The sequence below is a fragment of the Enterococcus sp. AZ171 genome, assembly GCF_051714005.1.
Taxonomy (GTDB): Bacteria; Bacillota; Bacilli; order Lactobacillales; family Enterococcaceae; genus Enterococcus_B; species Enterococcus_B pernyi.
This window is the reverse complement of record NZ_JBIORA010000001.1, coordinates 623,400-644,485: the sequence shown is the minus strand read 5'-3', so window position 1 is coordinate 644,485 and position 21,086 is coordinate 623,400. Positions and strand designations below refer to the sequence as shown.

Genomic DNA, 21,086 nt, shown 5'->3' with positions numbered 1-21,086 from the left:
GTCACTTTCCAAGAAAGTTGCAAGAAATTTTGCTTAAAAGGGGCTTTTTATGAATGTTCAGAAAATTAATTTAAATGATGCCTTTTATTTTATTGGTAAAGTTGCAATAAAGTCGTCGATCATCCAGACATAACTTTCTTCTGGAGAAACATTCGGTTCATTGGTAAAGTACCCTAAAAAACGTAACGAAAGGTACCCATGGATCATACTTCGCAGTTCTCGACTTCGATGGACCTTTTCTTCTTTCGACAAAGAAAAAGCGTCAAATATTTGTAAAATGATTTGGTTCGTTTCGTGTATTCCCTCTAATAGAATTTCTTCATTTGTATGCGGTACACTGATCAGCAGTTCATAGACTGCCTGATTTTGAAACGCAAATGACTGATAGGTTTGCGCGTACGCTTGGATCGCTTCTCCCTTACTTTTCCCAACTAACACTCGACGTAATTGATCATTCAACTCCGTTAAAAGTTTCGCAGTCAACGCCGTTTTCACTTCTCGAATATTCTTAAAGTGGTTATAAAGCGACGGTGATTTGATATTCAATGCCTTAGCTAAATGTTGGAAAGTGATTTGCTGTACAGCCATCTCTTCTGCCAATTCTCGAAAGCAGTCGATGATTTTCTCTTGTGACAGCGTTCGTTTTTTCATTTGATTTCCCCTCTTATGGAATAAACTCAATCCCTTTAAGTTTACCATGAAAGACGAAGAGAAAAAAGACTTGTTGTTGATAAACTACACGTTGTAGTTTATAATAAATGATTGTAGATGAAAATTTTCAGAAAGAAGGCTTTAATTGTGGTGTCAAGAGTAAAAGAGACAGTATTCAGAAAAAGAGAAACATGGGAGAAAAACCTAGTTGTTTTGTGGTTTGGTACATTTATGGCAGGGATTGGGTTTAGTCTAGTGATGCCTTTTATGTCGCTTTACATAGATACGTTAGGAAATTACAGTACGTCACAATTGAACTTTTGGAGTGGCTTGACCTTCTCCTCTACATTCCTTGTTACTACTTTGATTTCTCCATGGTGGGGACGACTTGCCGATCAAAAAGGCCGAAAGATGATGTTGTTGCGCGCTTCTCTAGGGATGGCGGTAGTGATTTCCTTGATGGGTCTAGTAACCAGCGTGTATCAATTAGTCGCATTACGTCTGTTGCAGGGAATTTTTTCCGGCTATATCAGTAACGCTACAGCTTTAGTCGCCACTGGTACCCCAAGAGAAAAAAGTGGACAAGTACTTGGCACTTTGGCGACCGGCTCTGTGACCGGAACATTACTTGGTCCTTTACTTGGCGGATTTTCTGCTTCTGCTTTTGGGTATCGCCCTACCTTCTTTATTACCGGGACAATTTTGTTCTTCGTTTTCTTACTTAGCTTATTTTTTGTCCATGAACAATTTGTGCCAGTAGAAAAAAGCGAGTTGGTTTCTGCTAAACAAATTTTCCGTGACCTGAAATACCCACATGTCGTCATCGGCATGTTTATTACCACAATGATCATTCAAGCATCAAATAATTCGATCAGTCCGATCATTAGTTTATATATCCGGCAATTATTACATGGACATGGCAACGTCACGTTGGTCAGCGGGATCATTGCTTCTATTCCTGGGATTGCCACCCTGATAGCCGCTCCTCGTTTCGGCCGCTTAGGTGATAAGATCGGGAGTGAACGAATCTTAGCCATCGGATTAGGCTTCGCCTTGATCGTCTATATCCCAATGGCTTTCGTAACGAATGTATGGCAACTTGCAGGACTACGATTTTTGATCGGGATCTCAGACGCTTGCCTCCTTCCAGCCGTGCAAGCATTGATCACTAAATACTCTCCCCCACAAGCTGCCGGAAGAATCTTTAGTTACAACCAATCCTTCCAAGCCACTGGAAATGTCGTTGGCCCCTTGATCGGTTCAAGCGTTTCAAGTATCTTCGGTTATCGTGGTGTCTTTTTATCCACATCCTTACTTGTACTTGCAAACTTTGTGCTGGTCCACCATAATACGAAGGAGATTCATAAGCAGGAAGAAACAAGCAATGGTCATGCTTTTGTCAATAAATAGCAAAAAAGCCACAGGATTCGTAAAAAATCCTGTGGCTTTTTTAGACTATCTTAGACGTATTGCAAAACTTTCGTTTCTTGATACGCATGATCGATCAATCCGCCACCTAGACATTCCATTCCGTCATAAAAAACAACGGCTTGTCCTGGTGTGATTGCGCGTACGGGTTCGTCGAAGATGACTTCTGCCCGATTATTTTCTAATAAGCGCACGGTTACCGGTACATCTTGCTGACGGTAACGGAATTTCGCTGTACATTTGAATTCTTTTGGCATTGGTTCATTCGTTGTAAAATGGATTTCGCTTGCATCCAAACTGGTTGCATACAATGCAGGGTGGTGGAAGCCTTGTCCAACATATAATGTATTCGTCGCAAGATCTTTCCCCACCACGAACCAAGGTTCTTGTGAATCGCCACCGCCGCCGATACCTAAGCCTTGACGTTGTCCGATCGTGTAGTACATCAAACCAGCGTGTTCACCTTTCACTTCACCATCAAGGGTCACCATATTGCCTTGTTTAGCTGGTAAATAGTTACTTAAGAATTGTTTGAAGTTCTTTTCGCCGATAAAACAGATACCAGTGGAGTCTTTTTTCTTCGCCGTTGCTAGACCGGCACGTTCCGCAATCGCACGTACTTCTGATTTTTCCATACCGCCTAACGGAAACATCGTTTTTGCTAACTGTTCTTGTGACAATTGGCTAAGGAAATACGTTTGGTCTTTGTTATTATCGACCCCACGCAACATATGTGACACGCCATTTTCATCACGTGTGACTTGCGCATAGTGACCAGTAGCAACATATTCCGCTCCTAAGTCCATTGCATAGTCTAAGAATGCTTTAAATTTGATTTCCTTATTGCACATTACATCTGGGTTCGGGGTACGTCCTGCACGATATTCTGCTAAGAAATATTCAAACACACGGTCCCAATATTCTTTTTCAAAATTGACCGAGTAATAAGGAATCCCGATTTGGGCAGCGACTTTCGCTACATCCTTATAATCTTCCGTCGCCGTACAGACGCCATTTTCATCGGTATCATCCCAGTTTTTCATAAAGATCCCGATTACATCATAGCCTTGTTCCTTTAACAAAAGTGCTGTTACAGATGAGTCAACACCGCCACTCATCCCAACGACAACGCGTGTTTTGCTGTTGTCTGTCATGGTATCACCATCATTTCAATTAGATTCTGAAACATCTACGAGTTGAAGGTCGCAACTTTTCAGTATTTTACATTATACGTCATCTTTCTGAAAATTTCACCCCTAAATAATCAATTTAAAAAAATGACGTTTTTTAGTTGGCCTATTCTGTACTTTTCAGATACCAAAACTTTGCTATGAGAGGCGTTTTGTTCGTGATTCAGTTTCTTACTACATTCACCAAAAACAAAAGTAACAGCACAACATTGAAATATGTAGAAAACAAATAGTTGATAAACAATAAGTAAAATTTTCGCCGGCTAGTTTCAAGCTTTGTTGCGGCGTATAATCCAATCAAGCCAGAGATCACCATCAACAGCAGTAAAGGAATCAAATAATAACTTTCGAATGAATGACTTTGAAAAATAATCAAATAATGAGCATAAATAAATGCGAGTGTAGAAATAGACATCGGGATGATCAATCCCATGATAAAGAATGCTTTCTTTTTCTCTAACTCATGAAGCGCGCCCACAATTAATACGTACGCAACAGGGAACAATAAATACTCCACCTTAACCAAAGCTGACAAAACCTAATAAAGTTCCTAGTACAATACCGTACATCAAAACAAGATGAATGCCAATGAGCACTCTTTTTAAGAATGCTGAGGGGATTCTAGTTGAGTAAAACAAACTGATTCCACTGATGATCCACCAAGAATATTGGACTGTTGCAAATAACCAATAAAATTTGAAAACAAAAACTAAACTTCCTAATAGAAAACAAAGCGCCAATAGATAGAACGAAATATATTTATTCGGCATACTTTTTTTTACAAACATTCCACTCACTCCTTTTAAAACATACTTATCTAGTAGAAAACCACCAGCCAAAGATACAGAACCAGTTAACCAAAATGATCAATACTTTTACCCAACCGAATTTTATTCCTGTCGAAAAAAATAAACTAATCCCACTCAAGAACCAGCAAATCGTGGAAATCATCAATTTAGTCTCGCCAGTATATGGTAAATATGGTAAAAAATAAAAAATCGCAAAAAAACTGATAAGCACATAAATAGTAGGGAAAAAACTTAAATCTTTTAGGTTCAATCGAAATCATTCATCTCACTCCTTTTTTCAACGATTACCGATCATAGCTTACTAGAAATAAACTCAATCACACGCATCAAACTCATAGCGGTCGCAAATCCATAATTTACGACTAAGAGAAATCCTTTCTGATAGTTACTCATCGTAAGACAGTTCGTAAAATAAATCCCCATAAGTCCAGGAATTACCATGTACAGGATAAATGCAAAACTTGAAAGTGGCTCTTCTCGATATAGAAAGCTCCCTATCATAAATAAGATAGACAACAGCATCGAAAGACCCAATCCTATTTTATAGAATTTCATGGTGATCTCCTATTCATCTTTTATTTATTGTGGCGTTATGGTGCTTTTTTCTATGTACAGTTACTGTTCATTTCACCAGTAAATAGAGTCTTAACTAAAGGAAAACAGCCAACCATAGATACAACTAAAGTTCAAAAAAAATGACTAAGTTTTTTAAGGCTTTACTTTCAATGAACCTTGAAAAAAATAAACTTATACTGCTAAGTAGCCAACAAATCGATGTCAATATTACTCGCCATTCAATACTATAGCGACCTCCTTGAACCATACTGAACGTAATCACACTGATCGATAAGAGTAAAATAATCAATGAACAATATCTTTTGTATGTACTTTTCATTTCAATCTCCCTTTCAAGTAATATTTAACTCTATTAATTGTTCAAAGTTAAAACAATTAATTGAATGAATTGTCCAATAATAATAAATGTAGCAAAAAAATAATTCAGAGAAACAATCATCCATTTGTATCGTCCAAGATTCGCTTTCATCGAATAATAAAACCCAGCTAATCCAGGAAATGTCATAATGAAAAACAATAAGACACTCTGAGGACTATCTCCATAAACGATTTCTCCAACAAAACAACAAATCGAAAAAACATCGCAATTAATAATCTGAATTGATTATTCGTCATCTTATTCTCCTTTTAAATTTATGAATATCTGTAGTTTCAAAAATCAAAATATAAACCACCAACCATAAATACAAAAAATATTCGCTCCTACAACAATACACTTAATAAATTTATTGTTGATTCCTGTAGAAAAAAATAAACTACATCCACTCAATAACCAACAACTGATAACGATGATTCCTTGATATACAAGAGGCAAAGTTCTATAAGATGAAAAATAACTGCTACTAAATAAACAAGAAGCGAACAAAAAGATGATCGATAAAATCCAGTACTTGTTATTCTGTTTTATAATCATATGTGACTCCTTCTTTCTTAAATCCACTCACAACTAGATATAATTTCTATTAATTTTTAAATTGTTCAATTGATACATAAAATAAAATGTACTAACTTGTAAAAAACTCTATCCCGAAGACTTGTAACCAATAAATTACGATAATCAAGACGGTACTGTAAGTAGCGAAAAGGTAATTCAGCCCTAGCAGTAGCCATTTCAACTTCGTCTTTTTTATTTTTGTCGAACAATAAAAACCAATCAAACCCGGAAAACCTAAACCTAATGCAAAAAGAATCCCCTCAATTTCTCCACTTAAATAAATATGTATATAAAACAGACCACTGACACATGCAAGCATTGACAAAAATAAAACGACTAGATTCAATGCACGTTTCATACTTCTTTCTCCTCCTTATCAACATCAATATTTCTCACTAAAAACAGAAATAGCTTCAAAAATTCAAAGAAAAATGAAAAATCGTAGATAAAAAGACATAGCTAAACACAAAATTCAACGTAATCAACGTCCTTTTCAGGTATCTGTCTGCGATTCCTAACGCAAAAACGATACTCCCTCCATTGATGACCCAACAAATCGAAATTGTGACTATAAATAGATGCGGTTGATACTTAAATGAGTCAAACAAGATGGGACTAGCAAAGACACACGTAATAAATACAAGAAAAATTGATAATACCAATAGAACTACTGATTTTTTTGTACGAGACTTATTTTTTTGGAAAAGACATTTATACGCTCCTTTTTACTATTTTACAAGCACACATAGACTAACCAAAATAAAATAACCAACCATAGATACAACAAAAATTCACTAATATGATTCCTCTTTTCAAATATGGATAAGTGATTTTCGTTGAAAAAAACAAACTTGCAGTGCTACATAACCAACAAACCGTCATGATGAATATTCTGATTTCATATTGCAATTTAGAATACGGATAGGCATAGAATAAAAATAAAAGAATAGAGATTGCCAATAAAACAATTGAAAGAATAAATTCTAAATAATTTTTCTTGGTTAACATTCCTATTCCTCCTCGTAAATAGTCTTAACTCATTTGGATAAACTTTCTAATAAACCATTCAATGAATTGCCCAATAACAATATACGTAGCAAAAAAGTAATTCAAAGAAATAAGCAACCATTTATACTGTCGAAGTTCCGCTTTAGTGGAAAAATAAAGTCCTAGCAGACTTGGAAAAGTCATCATGAAAAACAAAATAATCCGTAGAGCACTCTCTCCGGAAATGATTCCTCCAACAAAGCAACTCATCGAAAAAAACATTGCTATAGATAATCTGAATTGGTTATTCGTCATCTTATTCTCCTTTTAAATTTATGAATATCTGTATTTTCAAAAATCATATATAAACCACCAACCATAAATACAGAAAATGTTGATGCTAATGACAATACGTTTCAGAAATTTATTACTGATCGCCCGACAAAAAAATAAACTAAATCCGCTTAGTATCCATCAACCGTAGACAATAATCCTTTGATATACAAGTGGATATAGTCTATAGGATAAAAAATAATGTCTAGCAAGTAGACATGAAAGTATCAATAATACAAACGACAAAATCCAGTATTTTTTATTTTGAATCATTTTTTTCTCCTGCTTTCAATATCTTTATTGATACGTCTGGTCCTTTTTATTTATAAAAAAATCGTAAGAAAACATGGACAACGTCCCATCCGATGAGCGTAGTCGCAAATAAATAATTCACGACTAACAGAGTCCACTCTAAGTACTTTTTCATGGTAGTTTTTGTAGTAAAATAAATTCCCAAAAAGCCAGGAATTATGACTACAAATGACAAAATAAAACCAACATACCCTCTATAATCTATGATTATTCCCACTAAACATAAGATCGATAAAATCATAGAAACAATTAACCCGATTTTATAACCGTTCATCTAATCTTCCTTTCTTCTAAAAATTTTAGGTAACGCTATTCGCTGATTCAGCTGATTTTTATTCGTTGATCTCTTACAACCTATAGAACCCTCGTTAAAAACTGGATGAAATATCTGATATGAAGATGCGTTGCGAATAAATAATTTACGATGAACAAAAAAGATTTCAGAAGCTTATCCATAGTGATTTTAGTTGTAAAATAGATCCCAAAAAATCCTGGAATAATTGTTAAAAAAACTAACAACAATCCAATTAGTCCACGTCCATCAATTAGCGAACCAATAATACACAGAATAGATAAGGACATTGACGTACACAAGCCGATTTTGTACCCATTCATAAGCTACTCCTTTCTTCGCTTCATTTAAAATAATCAAAGCTATTTTTGAATTAATAGAAAAATTATACATCTAACAATCAAAAACCAATAAATCGTTATTTAAAATAAAAGTTAAAATAACTTTAAAATAAATCAATTAACTTGCAGAGAAATAATGGAAAATTCTTCACATTAACTTTTAATGATAAACATAATTAGATAAAAGCTTTTCCATAAATTCATATAAAAAAACATATAAAATCAAAAAAAATAGGTGCTTTTATAAATATTTGTATGTTATTATTTTATCATAAAATTAAGGAGGAAATATCATGAAGCTCAAACTTTTTTTCACAACTTTTTTATTAATCGTTTCACTTCAATTCTCAAATATGCAGGTACATGCCGAAGCGGACTCTTATCAGTCTTTAGAGGATTATTATGAATTTTTCAAAAATGAATACGCTTCCTTCGAGCGGACATTTGAGGAATTTTCAGCTGGTTACTACAACCAGACACCTTATTTAGATGAGGATCAATTAAAAGAATATGCACATTCCGTCAATGACACGTATTTAACCGAGGAAGCAGAACGGTTAGCGAAAATCCCACCACTATGGTCTTTCAATATTGGCAATTCTTTAGATAATATTACTTTTGAAAAGAAGCCGGAATATGGTACTTATGACTTGTTAAATACGGTCCAGCCTGGAGATGTTATTTTTGAGGTAAACAGAGCTGATATGGTCATCAGATATCTGCATCATGTCATGATTGTCGATGATATTGTTGAAGAAACTCATATGATCAACGGAAAAGAAGAAACCTTTACATATATTCGAACAATTGAAGCGACAAAAGGAAACTTCGGCGCCAAAAGTGATGGCGTTGTCTACGGCGTATTAGATGACGAGCGTTTTGATTATACCAATGCCTCTATCTTAAGAGTCCCTGAAGCAACTGTTTTACAAAAACAAGCTGCTGTTTTATTTATGAAAAGTCAATTAGGAAAAAAATATTCTGCATTAGATATAATCGGACATCGGGATCGTACTTTTAGCAGACAAAGTTGGTACTGTTCCATGCTTGTATGGGCTGCTTACATGAACGCTACACCTGATGGCAACATTGATGACCTGACGCCTGGAGATGACCCAAATTTCCAAGGAATCGACATCGAGTCAAAAGGATGACCTATTCGAATCGCCAACGATTACACCTAACGATATCTGGCGCTCCGATAAACTGGAAAAAATCAGTCCTTCGTTTCCTGAATACAATGATTATACAAAGAATATCACTTGGGCGGGGGGAGGTTCCCCAATGGAAGGTGAAGACTTTATATTCAGTAGAAACTCTAACCTTTATTACCTTGAAAACGACTATCATTTCTTAGCCATCGACCAAAACAACCAACGTCCCTACACCAACAAATCACTTACACTCGGTCGGAACGCCAGTGGAAATGTTGTTGCACAATTAGATTTATTCACCAATTTCGCTTTGACTGATGAAGCGAAGCAAAAATACGCAGATAAAAATATCCCTGTTGTACCTAATGGTATTGAACTTGCGGATATCCCAAATTACGTGATGAATTGGATCAATCGCTATACTCAGTGTAGCTTTGATATTGTTTACTCAAAAGATATCACGACGGATAGTAATCACTTACGCTATAATCCGACTTATTCAAAAATCGATCAAAAAGCACATCCTTCATATGGCTATTTAGTTAGTCAAGTAGTACATACTCCTCCAGCATTTACTCAAAGAAAATTTGATTACACGGAGAATTTAAGTGTCTATGAAAATTATGATCTGGCCTATCCGAATCCATTGAATTATGATGTATCCTACACGAAGAACCGTCCGACTTGGTATTACTTCTTTAATAACTTCCATGCCTTGATCAAGCTAGAAAATGGTACCTATCGTTCCGCTACTTATCTACGATTCCATGGCTCTTTCACTACGCCTGCTTCTCAGAGAAACGGGTATGGACTGAACCATGATTTTACAATGACCGATGAAGCCAAAACGATTTACCAAAATTATTACTATCATATCGGCGTCAACCAATCTGTGGATTACGCGATCGACTGGTTGAATCAATATACAAAAGAAGAGGTCCTTATCGTCTACTCAACAAATATCACGAATGATCTTAAACGTTTGAATGATGGGACAGCCACTGTTGGTAAAGGATTGAATAATCAAGGAAAACTCGTCAATTGTATTATTTAAACTTTCAATAGCTCCTTGGATTTTATGTCTGATGAATCTATAAAGTTGTTAACAAGGATTGAACAAATGAACTCTACACTTTTTCCACCTAGTATCTAGATGAATGTCGAAAATAAAACAGGTGTGAGACAAAAGTAACATTTCCTTTTGTCTCACACCTTAAAACCGCATATGCGTTGGAAACATAGGTAACCTCAAGAAATAAGGCGACAGCTACAAAAATTTGAAAACAATTTTTGTAGCTGTCGCCTTATTTCTTGAGGTAATCCATCCCCCACCTTCTTCTCACCTACTTTTCCTAATGGTTATTCTTTTGATCCAGCAACTTCTGTCTCTTCGATGAGGGAGAGTTCATCGACTTCACCGGATTCTTTATCAGTCAGTCGACTCATTCCTGTTACAGGATTAATCTCTTCTTTGATCTCTTCATCTTCATAGACTAGATAAAACCGATTTTCTGTACCATATTCTTCTTGCAATGTTTGAAGCAGTTTGTCATTTGTGACTGTTTCAAGTGCTTTGAACGCATCGTACTCTTCAATCGTCCCCTTTTCCTTATCTGCTATTCGAGCCATTCCAGTAATCGGATTGATTTCTTCTTTCGTTTGATCATCTTCATACTCTAAAAAGAATTTGTCCTCTGTCCCGTATTCTTCTTGTAGTGATTTTAGAAATTCTTCTTTTGTAAATAATTCAAATTCCCCGAATGCTTCATATTCTTCCGTTTCCCCTGTTTTTTTATTAGTGGTTCTAGCCATTCCAGTTACTGGATTGATTTCTTCTTTGTATTCATCATCCTCAAATTCAAGATAAAATCTGTCTTCTGTGCCGTATTCTTCTTGCAACATTTTTAATAGTTCTTCTTTTGTTTCTACTTCTTCACCGACTTGTTCTGTTCCTTGCGATGTGTCAGCAAAGGTAGAAACAGCACCAAAAGCAAATGCACTGAATAGGCCAACTGAAGCTAAACTTACACTCAATTTTTTGATCATATGTCATCACCTCTCTATTTGATATGGATTTATAATAACTTAAAATTTAGACAAAAAATGGATTTAAATGCAAACAAAAACCGCTTATTATCTAAACTATTCTTTAATTAAGAATAATTTAAAAATAACTAACGGTTTAAAATTATCGAGCGATGTTTAGCGTTGGATTTTTTGTAGCTCTTGAAACTTGGCTTCATAGATTTCTTCAATCTCTGCTTCCGAAAGTGGCGTGCCAAACGGGCGTTTTGCTTTTAATAATTCTCGCTCTGGCGCATCTACGCCTACATTGACGTCGTTGCCGATGGGTACGCTGTAGTGATGGATATGTCCATGAAGATTGCGTATTTTATCATTGCCTCCGAGCAACAATGGATAATGGGTCAGATAGTATTGTTGGTGATTGAATTTTATGATGACACCTACATCATAAAAGTGAAACTTTTGCTTTCCTTCCTTTTTCCACGGATCATGTCGTTCCAAGTAGTTGAAAAAGGCCCTACTGTCATGATTCCCTTTGATAAAGTGGATCGTGCCATTCAGTTCTTTGACTAAGGAAAGAATTTCTGCGCTACCTTTTTCATACTTAGGGTGCATCGCGAGGTCCCCTAGATGATAAACATGGTCGGATTCCTTTACGACTGCATTCCAACTAGTGATTAATTGATGGTGCATGTGGGCAATATTTTTAAATGGTCGTGGCGAAAAATCACTATTACCGAGCAACCGTTCATGGAAAAAATGCATATCACTGATAAAATAATTCATCTAAGCTCACTCTCCTTTATAAATATCGTATGTGAAAACAAAAAAATAGGCAATCAATGCCTATCTTTAAAAAAGAAATTTATTGCTTTGTCTTAGCTATGTTTACTTTGTAATTCTAAATCGTAGTTTCTGGCTGAAGGAACCAGGTACAGTGCAATTGCGCAAAGTAATGTACCGACACCAGCAATCACAAACAATTTCTCCACGCCAAGAGCATCTGCTAGTGGTCCAGCAAAGATCAAACCGATTGGACCAGACAGAGACATCAGTGAATTGAACACACCCAACACCCTTCCTAAAATGCTTGGCTCAAAACTTTGTTGGATCATCGCCATGACTAATGTATTGTAGTAAGGCGTAGCCAAACCGGCAATGGCATTCAACAGAACAAAGTAAATAAATCCTTGTGAGGTTGCTGGCAATAAACCACTTGCTGTGACGGATACCCCTAAAACGATATAAGAGATGATCACTAGCTGCATTCGATTCTTAAAATGACCAGAAAAACCAATGACTGCGCCTCCGACTAACATCCCAACGGCGTAAATGACTTCGATCAATCCCGCTTGTCCAACTGTGCCATTAAAATAACCCATGGTCATCAGTGGATATAAGCTTGCGGCAGGCATGAACAACAGCATGAAAACTGCCCCATTGAGCATGATATGCCATAACCCTCGCTTCTCATATAGTTTCTTTACTCCAAATTTAGTATCCGCTAACAAATGAACCGTTTCTCCTTGGATGTCCATCTTGGGAATTACCACAAGAATCAACAATCCTACACCAAGAATGGCACCTAATACATCCAAAAGAATCAAAGCATTCATTGGTACCGCAGCAAATAAAAAAGCACCTAATCCAGGAGCAACGATATAATTCGCTGATTGCACCATACCCAATCGCCCATTGATCCTTGTTAATTCTTCTTCTGGAACCATTGTTGGTAAAATTGATTGGATCGTCGGCATTTGGAATGTCTGTGCGACCGAACGAATAAATAAAGAGACAAACACTAACCAGAGCGGAAAGGTCGACATCACTGTTCCTACAATGGATAAAATAAGTGCAAAGATCGCAACAATGATATCCGTATAAATCAATAATTTTTTCTTATCCCAGCGATCGATCAGTGGCCCAACAAATGGACTTAATAGAACCATCGGCAGCATTCCTAATAATGTGGCAAAACTTAAAATAGTCGCAGAACCTGTTTCTTGCGTCAAATACCAAATAATAGCATATTGAACAACCATACTTGTGATTCCTGATAAAAATTGTCCCATCAAAAATAAATTAATATTCTTTTTCTAGTATTTCTGCATAACGCCTCCTAATTTTGTATTCTTTCTGTATTTTACCATTCATTTGTCTTATATTTTTTTATAATTATGATTATTTTATTATTGCTTGAAAAACATGGTACACTGTAGAAAAAAACGGGAGGATACACCTATGACTAAGGTTAGTTTTCACACAACGATCACTGCTTCTGAAACACAGATCCAATTAGAGGAAGAACAAATCCAACTCTCTATTTGTTCAAAGCCAGTAAAAGAAATAGAAAATTCCTTTTATCTTTATTACTTAGACAAAAAGTGTCTGGCAATTGGTACAAAGATCCGCCCAAAATCCTTTGACCAAGTCATCACTATCCATTTACCATGGGATCTTGAAGCAGATTATTTTATGTATCTAATGAATAATCAAGCCACCGAAGCTGGTCTAACATTAGAATAAGACAAAGATTTCAAAAAAAAAATCCCAGTTGAAGCAACCAAAAAATTAGCCCCGACGATCGAAAAAGTAATGACTGTGTTATCAACGTTTGGCTACGGATTTGCTCCGCTTGCTGCAACGAAAAAGAAACCTGCCAAAGCGCGTCATCGGTGGACGAAACAAATCAGCGAGATTCCTTTTACTGTGGAATTTCGTGGTAGCAAGGCAACACTTTACTGGATCAGTCGCAATGAGATGTTGATCAAAGCTGGCGCTACGTTATTACTTGATGCCCCTTTGAATAAAGATGGTTCGGTTAGTTATGCCGCGAAATATGGAGATAAGATGCGGGCTGACTACCAAGAGCAGATCAAAGATGGGAAAGTTGTGGAGGACATCATCGTCAAAAGTGTGAATGAAGCTAGCCTATTACTGTATTATGGCGGAACAAATAGTTGGTTAGAACTAAAAGATGCCCAAGGAAAAACATTAGATGAATGGTCAAAAGTTGAATGATCATTGACCGATAAATAAAAAAGTACCCAAGCGCTAGGAAGGACAGTTACGCATGCTCGCTGTCACATGAAGACGATACATGCACTTGTTTTTCTAGTGTTTAGGTACTTTTTTGTTTTTCTTTATTGTTTCACATGAGTACTTAGCCTTCTACTTTTTCAAATAGTCCACGACTGATCATGCTATCCATCAAGAAATAAAACTTATCTTGACTCATTTTTTGCTTTGGATCTTTAAAAATATCGACTGCACGCAAGCCATTGGCTGTCGTGATCGACATCTTCATTGTCTTGATGTCTTTTGCAACCGTGATTTTTAATTTAAAACCCTCTTTGCTTTGTGGTGTTGCATCAAGCGGACGTATCAATTGATAGTTCCCGCCATTTGTTTCTGTAAAGCCATTGTCGCGTAATGTGTATCTTTTTGCATCTGGATGTAAACGGTAGCTAACTGGAGAACCGAGTACGGACGCTGTTTGTTCAAATGCCATCTTTTTCACCTCAGTAAGTTTAGTTTCCTCTTTATTATAAAAGTTTCTAACTCGTTTTACTAGGTTTTTTAGCGCTTAGATTGCTTTGACTAAACCATCAGCAAATCGTTGGACTTCTTCTTCTGTATTCCCATAGCCAAAACTGATGCGGATGGATTCTTTCAAGAATGGTGTTCCTTTTCCATACATGGCTTCTAGTACATGAGAAGGTTCGATATTTCCAGCAGTACATGCCGAACCGATCGAGATCGCAAAGCCTTGTAGATCCAATTTCATCAACAATAGATCGTTGACGATCCCTGGAATACGTAAATTCAGTACATGAGGTAATTTATTCGTCAAATCCCCATTGATTGCATATTCAATCTCATTTTCTGTCAATTTATCTAAAATCAGTTGTTGGAAGTCCAAGTATTTTTTATTACGTGCTTCTCTTTCTTCAAGTGTTAATATTTCTACCGCTTTCGCTAATCCACAGATCCCCGCTAAGTTTTCTGTACCGGCACGGCGTTTTTCTTCTTGTTCTCCCCCTAAAAGCAAAGGTGGGATATTTACGCCATCTCTTTTATATAAAAAACCGATTCCTTTCGGTCCATTGATTTTATGACCAGATATGCTCAAAAGATCGATTCCTAACTCTTGAGGATGAATCGTTTGATTACCATAAGCTTGAACAGCATCCGTATGGAAATAGGCTGGATGTTCTCGTAAAATTTCACCGATTTCTTTGATTGGTAATAAATTACCGATTTCATTGTTCCCGTACATGATCGAGACTAGAATCGTGTCTTCTCTTAAAGCCGAGCGGAAGTCAGCGATCGAGATATTTCCTTTTTGGTCAACTGGTAGATATGTAACCTCAAAACCCTTGTTTTCAAGATACTTCATCGTATTCAAGACTGCTGGATGTTCAATAACTGTAGTGATTAGATGTTTCCCTTCATTTTGACGTGAGAATGCTGTTTCAAGAATCGCAGTATTATCACCTTCCGTTCCGCCACTGTTAAAAATAATCTCATGCGGGCGGGCGTGCAAACTATCTGCCACGATTTGTCTAGCATTTTCTAATTTTTCATGAGCCATCCGACCAAATCCATGAATGCTCGAAGGATTGCCAAATGTCCCTTCCATGATATCCATCATTTCTTTGATTACCAACGGATGCATCGGCGTCGTCGCTGCATGATCTAAATAAATATTGCCCAATGTATTCATCCCTTTCAAATAGAACTAGGCACATTCTAGCATAGAAATAGCCAGTTACCAAAAATAAACTTAGGCAAAAAGAGGATTTTTTAGTAGATATGTCCAAGTTCCTAGCAAAAAACACCATAAAATGACCTAAATTCTGTCATTTTATGGTGTTTCATTTTTATCTAAAGCTCTTCTCTTCCAAACGGAACAGTGGGCTCATTGGCGTGTTTTCATGGATACGCTTGACGGCTTCACCCATCAAGTTTGAACAAGTGACGATCGTCAATTTTTCTGGGTGACGGTCTTCTGGTGTATACACAGAATCAGTGATACAGATATCTTTGATTGGTGCTTCGTCCAAGATCTCTTTTGCAGGCTCTGACAACAAGCCGTGGGAAGCACAAACATAGATATCTTTGGCGCCATTTTCTTTCAAGACTTTGGCTGCTCGAGCGAATGTCAATCCAGTATTTAAAATATCATCAACCAGGATACACGTTTTTCCTTGAACATTCCCGATCACGTAACTTGCTGCTGTCCCTTCGACTTCTTCGTCCGCATGATCAACGATCGCTAACGTACTATTCAAGTACTCTGATAAGCTACGCGCGCGTTGGACACCACTGTTCTTTGGTGAAACAACGACAATGTCATCGCCGACCAGACCAAGTTCACGGTAATAATGCGCAAATAATGGCATTGTAAATAAGTTATCTACTGGAATATCAAAGAATCCTTGTACTTGCACCGTATGCAGATCTAAGGTCAATACACGAGTCGCTCCTGCTTCTTCAAGCATGTTCGCAATCAATTTTGCTGTAATTGGTTCATGGGGCTTCGCTGTACGGTCTTGTCTCGCATAACCATAATAAGGCAACACCACATTGATCGTTTTGGCACTTGCACGTTTCATCGCATCGATCATGATCAATAATTCCATGTAGTAATCATTGACTGGTGCATTCGTCGATTGAACGATGTAGACATGGTCGCCACGGATACTTTCTTCAATGTTGATTGAAATTTCTCCATCACTAAATTGTTTGACTACACTTTTCCCTAACTCTGTTCCAAATACTTTGGCGATTTTTTCTGCTAACGGTCGATTCCCATTCAAACTAAAGATTTTCAACGTGTCGTCCTGATACTTTTTACTCATGACATCCTCCCAAACTTCTCTATTCTTCGATAGTTTAACATATTTCGTTCCGTATTTCTGGTATTTTCTGAAAATAATCAAGGAAGTGAGACTGTTCCATTTCCCCAACTTGCAGGAATCACTTTATTTGTGTTTCCCCAATTATCATGGACTTTATAATAACGCTCACCAGAAGCTGATTCATAGTAAGCATAAGCAGTGACCCAATGATTGCCGTAGGTACTGCCTAGCAATCTTAAAATACCGATCATCACAGGTTTTCCTTCGCGAATCCGCTTTGTTGCTCGTTGCCAAGAACCGACTACTGTACTTCTGGCATAAATCGGTTGTTGTTGTGTTCTAAAAAAGGCTGAGATCCCTGTACTTACTTGGATAGGTACAGTGGGCAAGCCTAAAGGTTGGATCGTTTTACGCAGTTTTTGGATCAATTCTTTCGCATCGCGGGAATCTTTTCGGCGAATATCTGAAGGAATCAGATTCGGCATACGATAATCTTGATAGTAGGCAAGTAACACTGCTGCCGCATAAGTGCCACAAAGATAACCAGACGTTGTTCGCCACTTTTTATAAGTCAAGAAACGTTGCTCTGGCAAGCCTACCCAACAATCAACTAAATAAGTCGTTGGCGCTTGTTGCGCCCACTTTGCCAGAAGTTTATCGATCAGCTCATCGTCAATTCCTTCTGCATTTATACTGGCTTCTTGCCACATAGTGGATGTTGCAATGCTTGTTGAATAGGCGTTTACCGCTGTAATAAATTCGACTGGTTTTCCATGAGGATCAACGATCAAATAACTCTCATTTTCAAAAATCACTGCTAAATAGTATTCGTTCTCCCGTCTTCTCTTTAGCAGACGAAACTCACTGATTCGCTCTGTTTTGCCATCGAGCGTGATTTCTTGCCATTTCCCACTTACTTTACTCAGAATCAATCACCTCCACCTACATTATAAGGGATAGTCCTAAAAAAATAAATCAGATCGACTAATGGTTGATTGCGCGTTTTGAACATTTTTCCTGATTCGTATGTAAAATGATTTTTAGAGCTTGCTTACAAAAGAAACCGATTACAAAATTTGTCGCTTTGAAATAGATTTTACATTCCATTTGTTTATTCTGCTTTTTTGTTAGATAATGGGCACACGGAACTAAAAAGGAGCGATGATTCAATGAACCAAGAACGTTTGAAACAAGATTTTTTTGAAGCAGTAAATGAAGAATGGTTAAAAACAGCAACAATTCCTGCCGATAAGCCAGCAACTGGTGGGTTTCAGGATTTAGTTGATGGCATTGATCAACTAATGATGCGAGATACAGATGAGATGTTAGCTGATCCAACAAAAGTTACATCTGATAAAATGCGTCACTTCCTTGCATATTATCAACTAGCAAATGATTATGAATATAGAGATCAATTAGGTGCTACACCTTTACAACCAATCCTCGAAAGGATCGAGCAACTCACTTCCTTTGACGAATTAAATCAGCAATTTCCCGAATGGACATTGGACAGCTTACCGTTGCCTGTTGTCTTAGATGTGGATGCAGATATGAAAAATGCGCAAGTCAATGCCTTTTTCGCTTCACCACCCTCTTTATTTTTACCAGATAAAACTTATTATGAAGCAGAACATCCAAATGGTGCTCAATTATTGTCCGTCTTTTTTGATATGATGGTCCAACTTTTAGAAATGACAGGCAGAGAAAGAAGTCAGGCAGAAGCAATCGTCGAACAAGCGATCCAATTCGATAAATTGATTGCGCCCCATGTTAAAAGCGCGGAAGAAAATGCAGATTATAGCCAAATGTACAATCCACGTGCCTTTAATGAATTTACGGCATATACCGATGCTCTTGACTTAACTACCTTGACTACTGGCTTGATCGGCACACGTCCAGACCAAGTGATCGTTACTGACCCTGTCTACTTTGAACATTTAGCTGAACTTTTGACGACACCACATTTCCGACTACTTAAAAGCTGGATGATCGTAAAAACGGTGCGTTCACTAAGCAGTTATCTATCTGAAGATTTCCGTCAAGTCAGTGGGATCTTCTCTCGGACTTTATCAGGAACCGATGAAGCAATGCCACAAAAGAAAGCAGCTTACTACCTTGCTTCTGGACAGTTTGATCATGTGTTGGGCGATTACTACGGTAACAAGTATTTTGGCGAAGCAGCGAAAAAAGATGTCGAAAAAATGGTCAAGAAAATGATCAATGTTTACCAAAAACGACTCGAAACGAATGAATGGTTAAGTGATGCGACACGAGAAAAAGCAATTGTGAAATTGAACAAATTAGGCATCCAAGTCGGTTACCCTGATAAAATCCCTGCCTTGTTCGATGCGTTCCAAACAGTTCCCGCAAATGAAGGTGGAACCTTGCTTTCAAATGCGTTGAACTTTAGTCATCTAACCCTAAAAGACCGTTTCAGTAAATGGAACAAGCCTGTTGATCGTGATGAATGGGAAATGAGCGCGGATACAGTCAATGCGTACTATCATCCATTCCGAAACGTGATCGTTTTCCCAGCTGCGATTTTACAAGCACCATTTTATAGTTTGGAACAATCTAGCTCGGCAAACTTCGGCGGAATCGGTGCAGTCATTGCCCATGAGATTTCCCATGCGTTTGACAACAACGGGGCGAAATTTGATGAGTTCGGTAACTTGAATAACTGGTGGACAGAAGAAGACTTCGCTCATTTCCAAGAAAAAGCGCAAGCCATGATCGAACAGTTTGACGGTGTACCTTTTGCTGATGGCACAGTCAATGGAAAACTAACCGTTTCTGAAAATATTGCAGATGCTGGCGGATTAAGTTGCGCACTAGAAGCTGCAATGACAGAAGACGATTATTCAGCAGCCGATTTCTTCATGAATTGGGCGACAATCTGGCGTACAAAAGCGAAAAAAGAATACCAACAATTACTTTTACAAATCGATGTTCATGCACCTGCGAAACTTCGGGCGAATATCCAGCCACAAAACTTAGCAGAGTTTTATGAAACATTTGCGATCACTGAAGAAGATCCAATGTATCTAGCACCTGAAGAACGTGTGCATATTTGGTAAATAATTCCCTAACAAACTAGGCGTATGGGGCAAAAAAATAAATTCATTTGCAAATTCATTTTTGTTTCTGATTTAAATTCAAATAAACGATGTTCCAAAAGCTAACCTTAGTTAAATAACAAGTCAAAAGAGTATAGAGCAGACACACCAAAATGTTTGCTTTATACTCTTATTTTTAAAGTTATATTTCATTGTATTAACGTCTTATAGTTAATAATCAGCAAAACTAACATTGCGAAAGCGATCATCAATTGCATTGCTTCAAAAAATCGACACTTGTCTATTTCATATTTGCAGGGGTAAAATTATTTTGCTATACTATGATTAACAAAATGAGCTATGCGCTAACATAGCTCATTTGTAGAACCGTTAAAAAGACGGCAGCTTTTATTAGTTTGATATTCTAACCATCTAATTACTCGCCAAAGTGGATTAGATGGTTACTTTTTTTGGTCTTTATGGTCAATAATCAGCAAAACTAACGTCGCAAAAGCGATCATCAGTTGCATTGCTTCAAAACTTGACACTTGCCTACCCCCTTCTAGGGATAAAGCTATGAACCATAGGCATCACCCCTTTTTCAAGAGATTAGCCACCATCTTTTCACTTCTCTACCTCAAAATTATATCATATTATTTACAGTGATTTCTTCGATAAACAGTCTTTTTTCATTTTATCTCTATACCAATCTTTGACTCTGATTCTCGAGTGGTGGTTACTCCCACAATTTGACTTAACTGACTTTCAGCGGTGTTCAGTTTTTCAGGTGGGTTTCCTGGTTTTTTCCACCCACCTCTATTTTCAAAAGTTTGTGCATTTCTCCAATCGAAAAAAGCTCTGTTATATTTAGCTCATTTTTATAGATAATCTCCTACTTAATCAGCTGAAGTGAGCTTAGAAACTTGCACTCACTTCTCCTATCAACCACAAACAGAAGTCTGAATCTGAAAATAATGGAAAATTACCGATTCTTCTTATTTGTTATATTCTTCCATTCCTCATTAATAAATAAACACCAAAAAAGGAGTGATACATTAGTACCCTTCCACCACCTAAGGGTAGGAACAGAATTAACCTCTTCGAAAATAAGGCTGAACACTTCTGTCACAACCC

Annotated in this window: 19 protein-coding genes and 1 pseudogene; 5 read left to right on the top strand and 15 right to left on the bottom strand. The window is 37.1% G+C overall.

Annotated features, from left to right (window positions below):
• Positions 1 to 84: 84 nt before the first annotated feature.
• Positions 85 to 651: a TetR/AcrR family transcriptional regulator gene (locus IGJ49_RS03025; protein ID WP_010736170.1), complete on the bottom strand. Its 567-nt coding sequence runs from the start codon at positions 649 to 651 to the stop codon at positions 85 to 87.
• 147 nt (positions 652 to 798) lie between these two features.
• Here IGJ49_RS03025 and IGJ49_RS03020 point away from each other — a divergent pair, with 147 nt between their 5' ends.
• On the top strand, positions 799 to 2,061 hold the full coding sequence (locus IGJ49_RS03020; RefSeq protein WP_438722364.1) for a multidrug efflux MFS transporter: 1,263 nt from the start codon (positions 799 to 801) through the stop codon (positions 2,059 to 2,061).
• A 50-nt stretch (positions 2,062 to 2,111) separates the two neighbouring features.
• Here IGJ49_RS03020 and mnmA read toward each other — a convergent pair whose 3' ends face one another.
• The 5 genes from mnmA to IGJ49_RS02995 form a co-directional block, all read right to left on the bottom strand.
• Positions 2,112 to 3,233, bottom strand: coding sequence for a tRNA 2-thiouridine(34) synthase MnmA (mnmA, locus tag IGJ49_RS03015; RefSeq protein WP_438722362.1), 1,122 nt, complete (start codon positions 3,231 to 3,233; stop codon positions 2,112 to 2,114).
• Positions 3,234 to 3,432: 199 nt separating this feature from the next.
• Positions 3,433 to 3,774 carry a hypothetical protein gene (locus tag IGJ49_RS03010; RefSeq protein WP_240481943.1) on the bottom strand — a complete coding sequence of 114 codons (342 nt, stop codon included), beginning with the start codon at positions 3,772 to 3,774 and terminating at the stop codon, positions 3,433 to 3,435.
• Positions 3,775 to 3,787: 13 nt separating this feature from the next.
• Positions 3,788 to 4,057 (bottom strand): hypothetical protein, encoded by a 270-nt coding sequence (locus IGJ49_RS03005; RefSeq protein WP_438722360.1) that lies wholly within the window; start codon positions 4,055 to 4,057, stop codon positions 3,788 to 3,790.
• A gap of 1,601 nt (positions 4,058 to 5,658) precedes the next feature.
• Complete coding sequence (locus tag IGJ49_RS03000; RefSeq protein ID WP_010736178.1) at positions 5,659 to 5,946, bottom strand: hypothetical protein; 288 nt, start codon at positions 5,944 to 5,946, stop codon at positions 5,659 to 5,661.
• Between the two features lie 392 nt (positions 5,947 to 6,338).
• A complete protein-coding gene (locus IGJ49_RS02995; protein ID WP_023519199.1) occupies positions 6,339 to 6,596 on the bottom strand; it encodes a hypothetical protein in 258 nt (85 codons plus the stop codon).
• 1,550 nt (positions 6,597 to 8,146) lie between these two features.
• Here IGJ49_RS02995 and IGJ49_RS02990 point away from each other — a divergent pair.
• Together IGJ49_RS02990 and IGJ49_RS02985 are read left to right on the top strand one after the other, a co-directional pair.
• Positions 8,147 to 9,007 carry a hypothetical protein gene (locus tag IGJ49_RS02990; RefSeq protein ID WP_438722357.1) on the top strand — a complete coding sequence of 287 codons (861 nt, stop codon included), beginning with the start codon at positions 8,147 to 8,149 and terminating at the stop codon, positions 9,005 to 9,007.
• 130 nt (positions 9,008 to 9,137) lie between these two features.
• Complete coding sequence (locus IGJ49_RS02985) at positions 9,138 to 10,061, top strand: hypothetical protein (protein WP_244063176.1); 924 nt, start codon at positions 9,138 to 9,140, stop codon at positions 10,059 to 10,061.
• A gap of 305 nt (positions 10,062 to 10,366) precedes the next feature.
• On the opposite strand, the gene IGJ49_RS02980 is transcribed toward IGJ49_RS02985, so the two are convergent.
• The 3 genes from IGJ49_RS02980 to IGJ49_RS02970 all read right to left on the bottom strand — a co-directional run bounded on the left by IGJ49_RS02980 (position 10,367) and on the right by IGJ49_RS02970 (position 13,104).
• Positions 10,367 to 11,053 carry a hypothetical protein gene (locus tag IGJ49_RS02980; protein ID WP_438722354.1) on the bottom strand — a complete coding sequence of 229 codons (687 nt, stop codon included), beginning with the start codon at positions 11,051 to 11,053 and terminating at the stop codon, positions 10,367 to 10,369.
• A 156-nt stretch (positions 11,054 to 11,209) separates the two neighbouring features.
• Entirely contained in the window at positions 11,210 to 11,818 is a 609-nt protein-coding gene (locus IGJ49_RS02975) for a metallophosphoesterase (RefSeq protein WP_065096115.1), read from the bottom strand.
• A gap of 92 nt (positions 11,819 to 11,910) precedes the next feature.
• The gene (locus IGJ49_RS02970; protein WP_438722352.1) at positions 11,911 to 13,104 is read right to left on the bottom strand and encodes an MFS transporter; all 1,194 of its coding nucleotides are present in this window, start codon (positions 13,102 to 13,104) and stop codon (positions 11,911 to 11,913) included.
• A 169-nt stretch (positions 13,105 to 13,273) separates the two neighbouring features.
• Here IGJ49_RS02970 and IGJ49_RS02965 point away from each other — a divergent pair.
• Positions 13,274 to 14,053 (top strand): annotated as a pseudogene (locus IGJ49_RS02965) (hypothetical protein).
• A gap of 142 nt (positions 14,054 to 14,195) precedes the next feature.
• Here IGJ49_RS02965 and IGJ49_RS02960 read toward each other — a convergent pair.
• The 4 genes from IGJ49_RS02960 to IGJ49_RS02945 form a co-directional block, all read right to left on the bottom strand.
• Complete coding sequence (locus IGJ49_RS02960) at positions 14,196 to 14,543, bottom strand: DUF1831 domain-containing protein (protein WP_010736189.1); 348 nt, start codon at positions 14,541 to 14,543, stop codon at positions 14,196 to 14,198.
• A 75-nt stretch (positions 14,544 to 14,618) separates the two neighbouring features.
• Positions 14,619 to 15,749, bottom strand: a complete 1,131-nt coding sequence (locus tag IGJ49_RS02955) for a cysteine desulfurase family protein (RefSeq protein WP_023519192.1) — start codon at positions 15,747 to 15,749, stop codon at positions 14,619 to 14,621.
• A 166-nt stretch (positions 15,750 to 15,915) separates the two neighbouring features.
• Positions 15,916 to 16,896, bottom strand: coding sequence for a ribose-phosphate diphosphokinase (locus IGJ49_RS02950; protein ID WP_010736191.1), 981 nt, complete (start codon positions 16,894 to 16,896; stop codon positions 15,916 to 15,918).
• Positions 16,897 to 16,973: 77 nt separating this feature from the next.
• Positions 16,974 to 17,828, bottom strand: coding sequence for a dihydrolipoamide dehydrogenase (locus IGJ49_RS02945; RefSeq protein ID WP_153830468.1), 855 nt, complete (start codon positions 17,826 to 17,828; stop codon positions 16,974 to 16,976).
• 237 nt (positions 17,829 to 18,065) lie between these two features.
• On the opposite strand from IGJ49_RS02945, the gene IGJ49_RS02940 reads away from it, so the two are divergent.
• On the top strand, positions 18,066 to 19,973 hold the full coding sequence (locus IGJ49_RS02940; protein ID WP_010736193.1) for a M13 family metallopeptidase: 1,908 nt from the start codon (positions 18,066 to 18,068) through the stop codon (positions 19,971 to 19,973).
• Positions 19,974 to 20,161: 188 nt separating this feature from the next.
• Here the strand turns inward: IGJ49_RS02940 and IGJ49_RS02935 are convergent, their stop codons facing one another.
• Complete coding sequence (locus IGJ49_RS02935; protein WP_353629272.1) at positions 20,162 to 20,257, bottom strand: putative holin-like toxin; 96 nt, start codon at positions 20,255 to 20,257, stop codon at positions 20,162 to 20,164.
• 156 nt (positions 20,258 to 20,413) lie between these two features.
• The gene (locus IGJ49_RS02930; protein WP_410779225.1) at positions 20,414 to 20,500 is read right to left on the bottom strand and encodes a putative holin-like toxin; all 87 of its coding nucleotides are present in this window, start codon (positions 20,498 to 20,500) and stop codon (positions 20,414 to 20,416) included.
• Between the last annotated feature and the right edge of the window lie 586 nt (positions 20,501 to 21,086).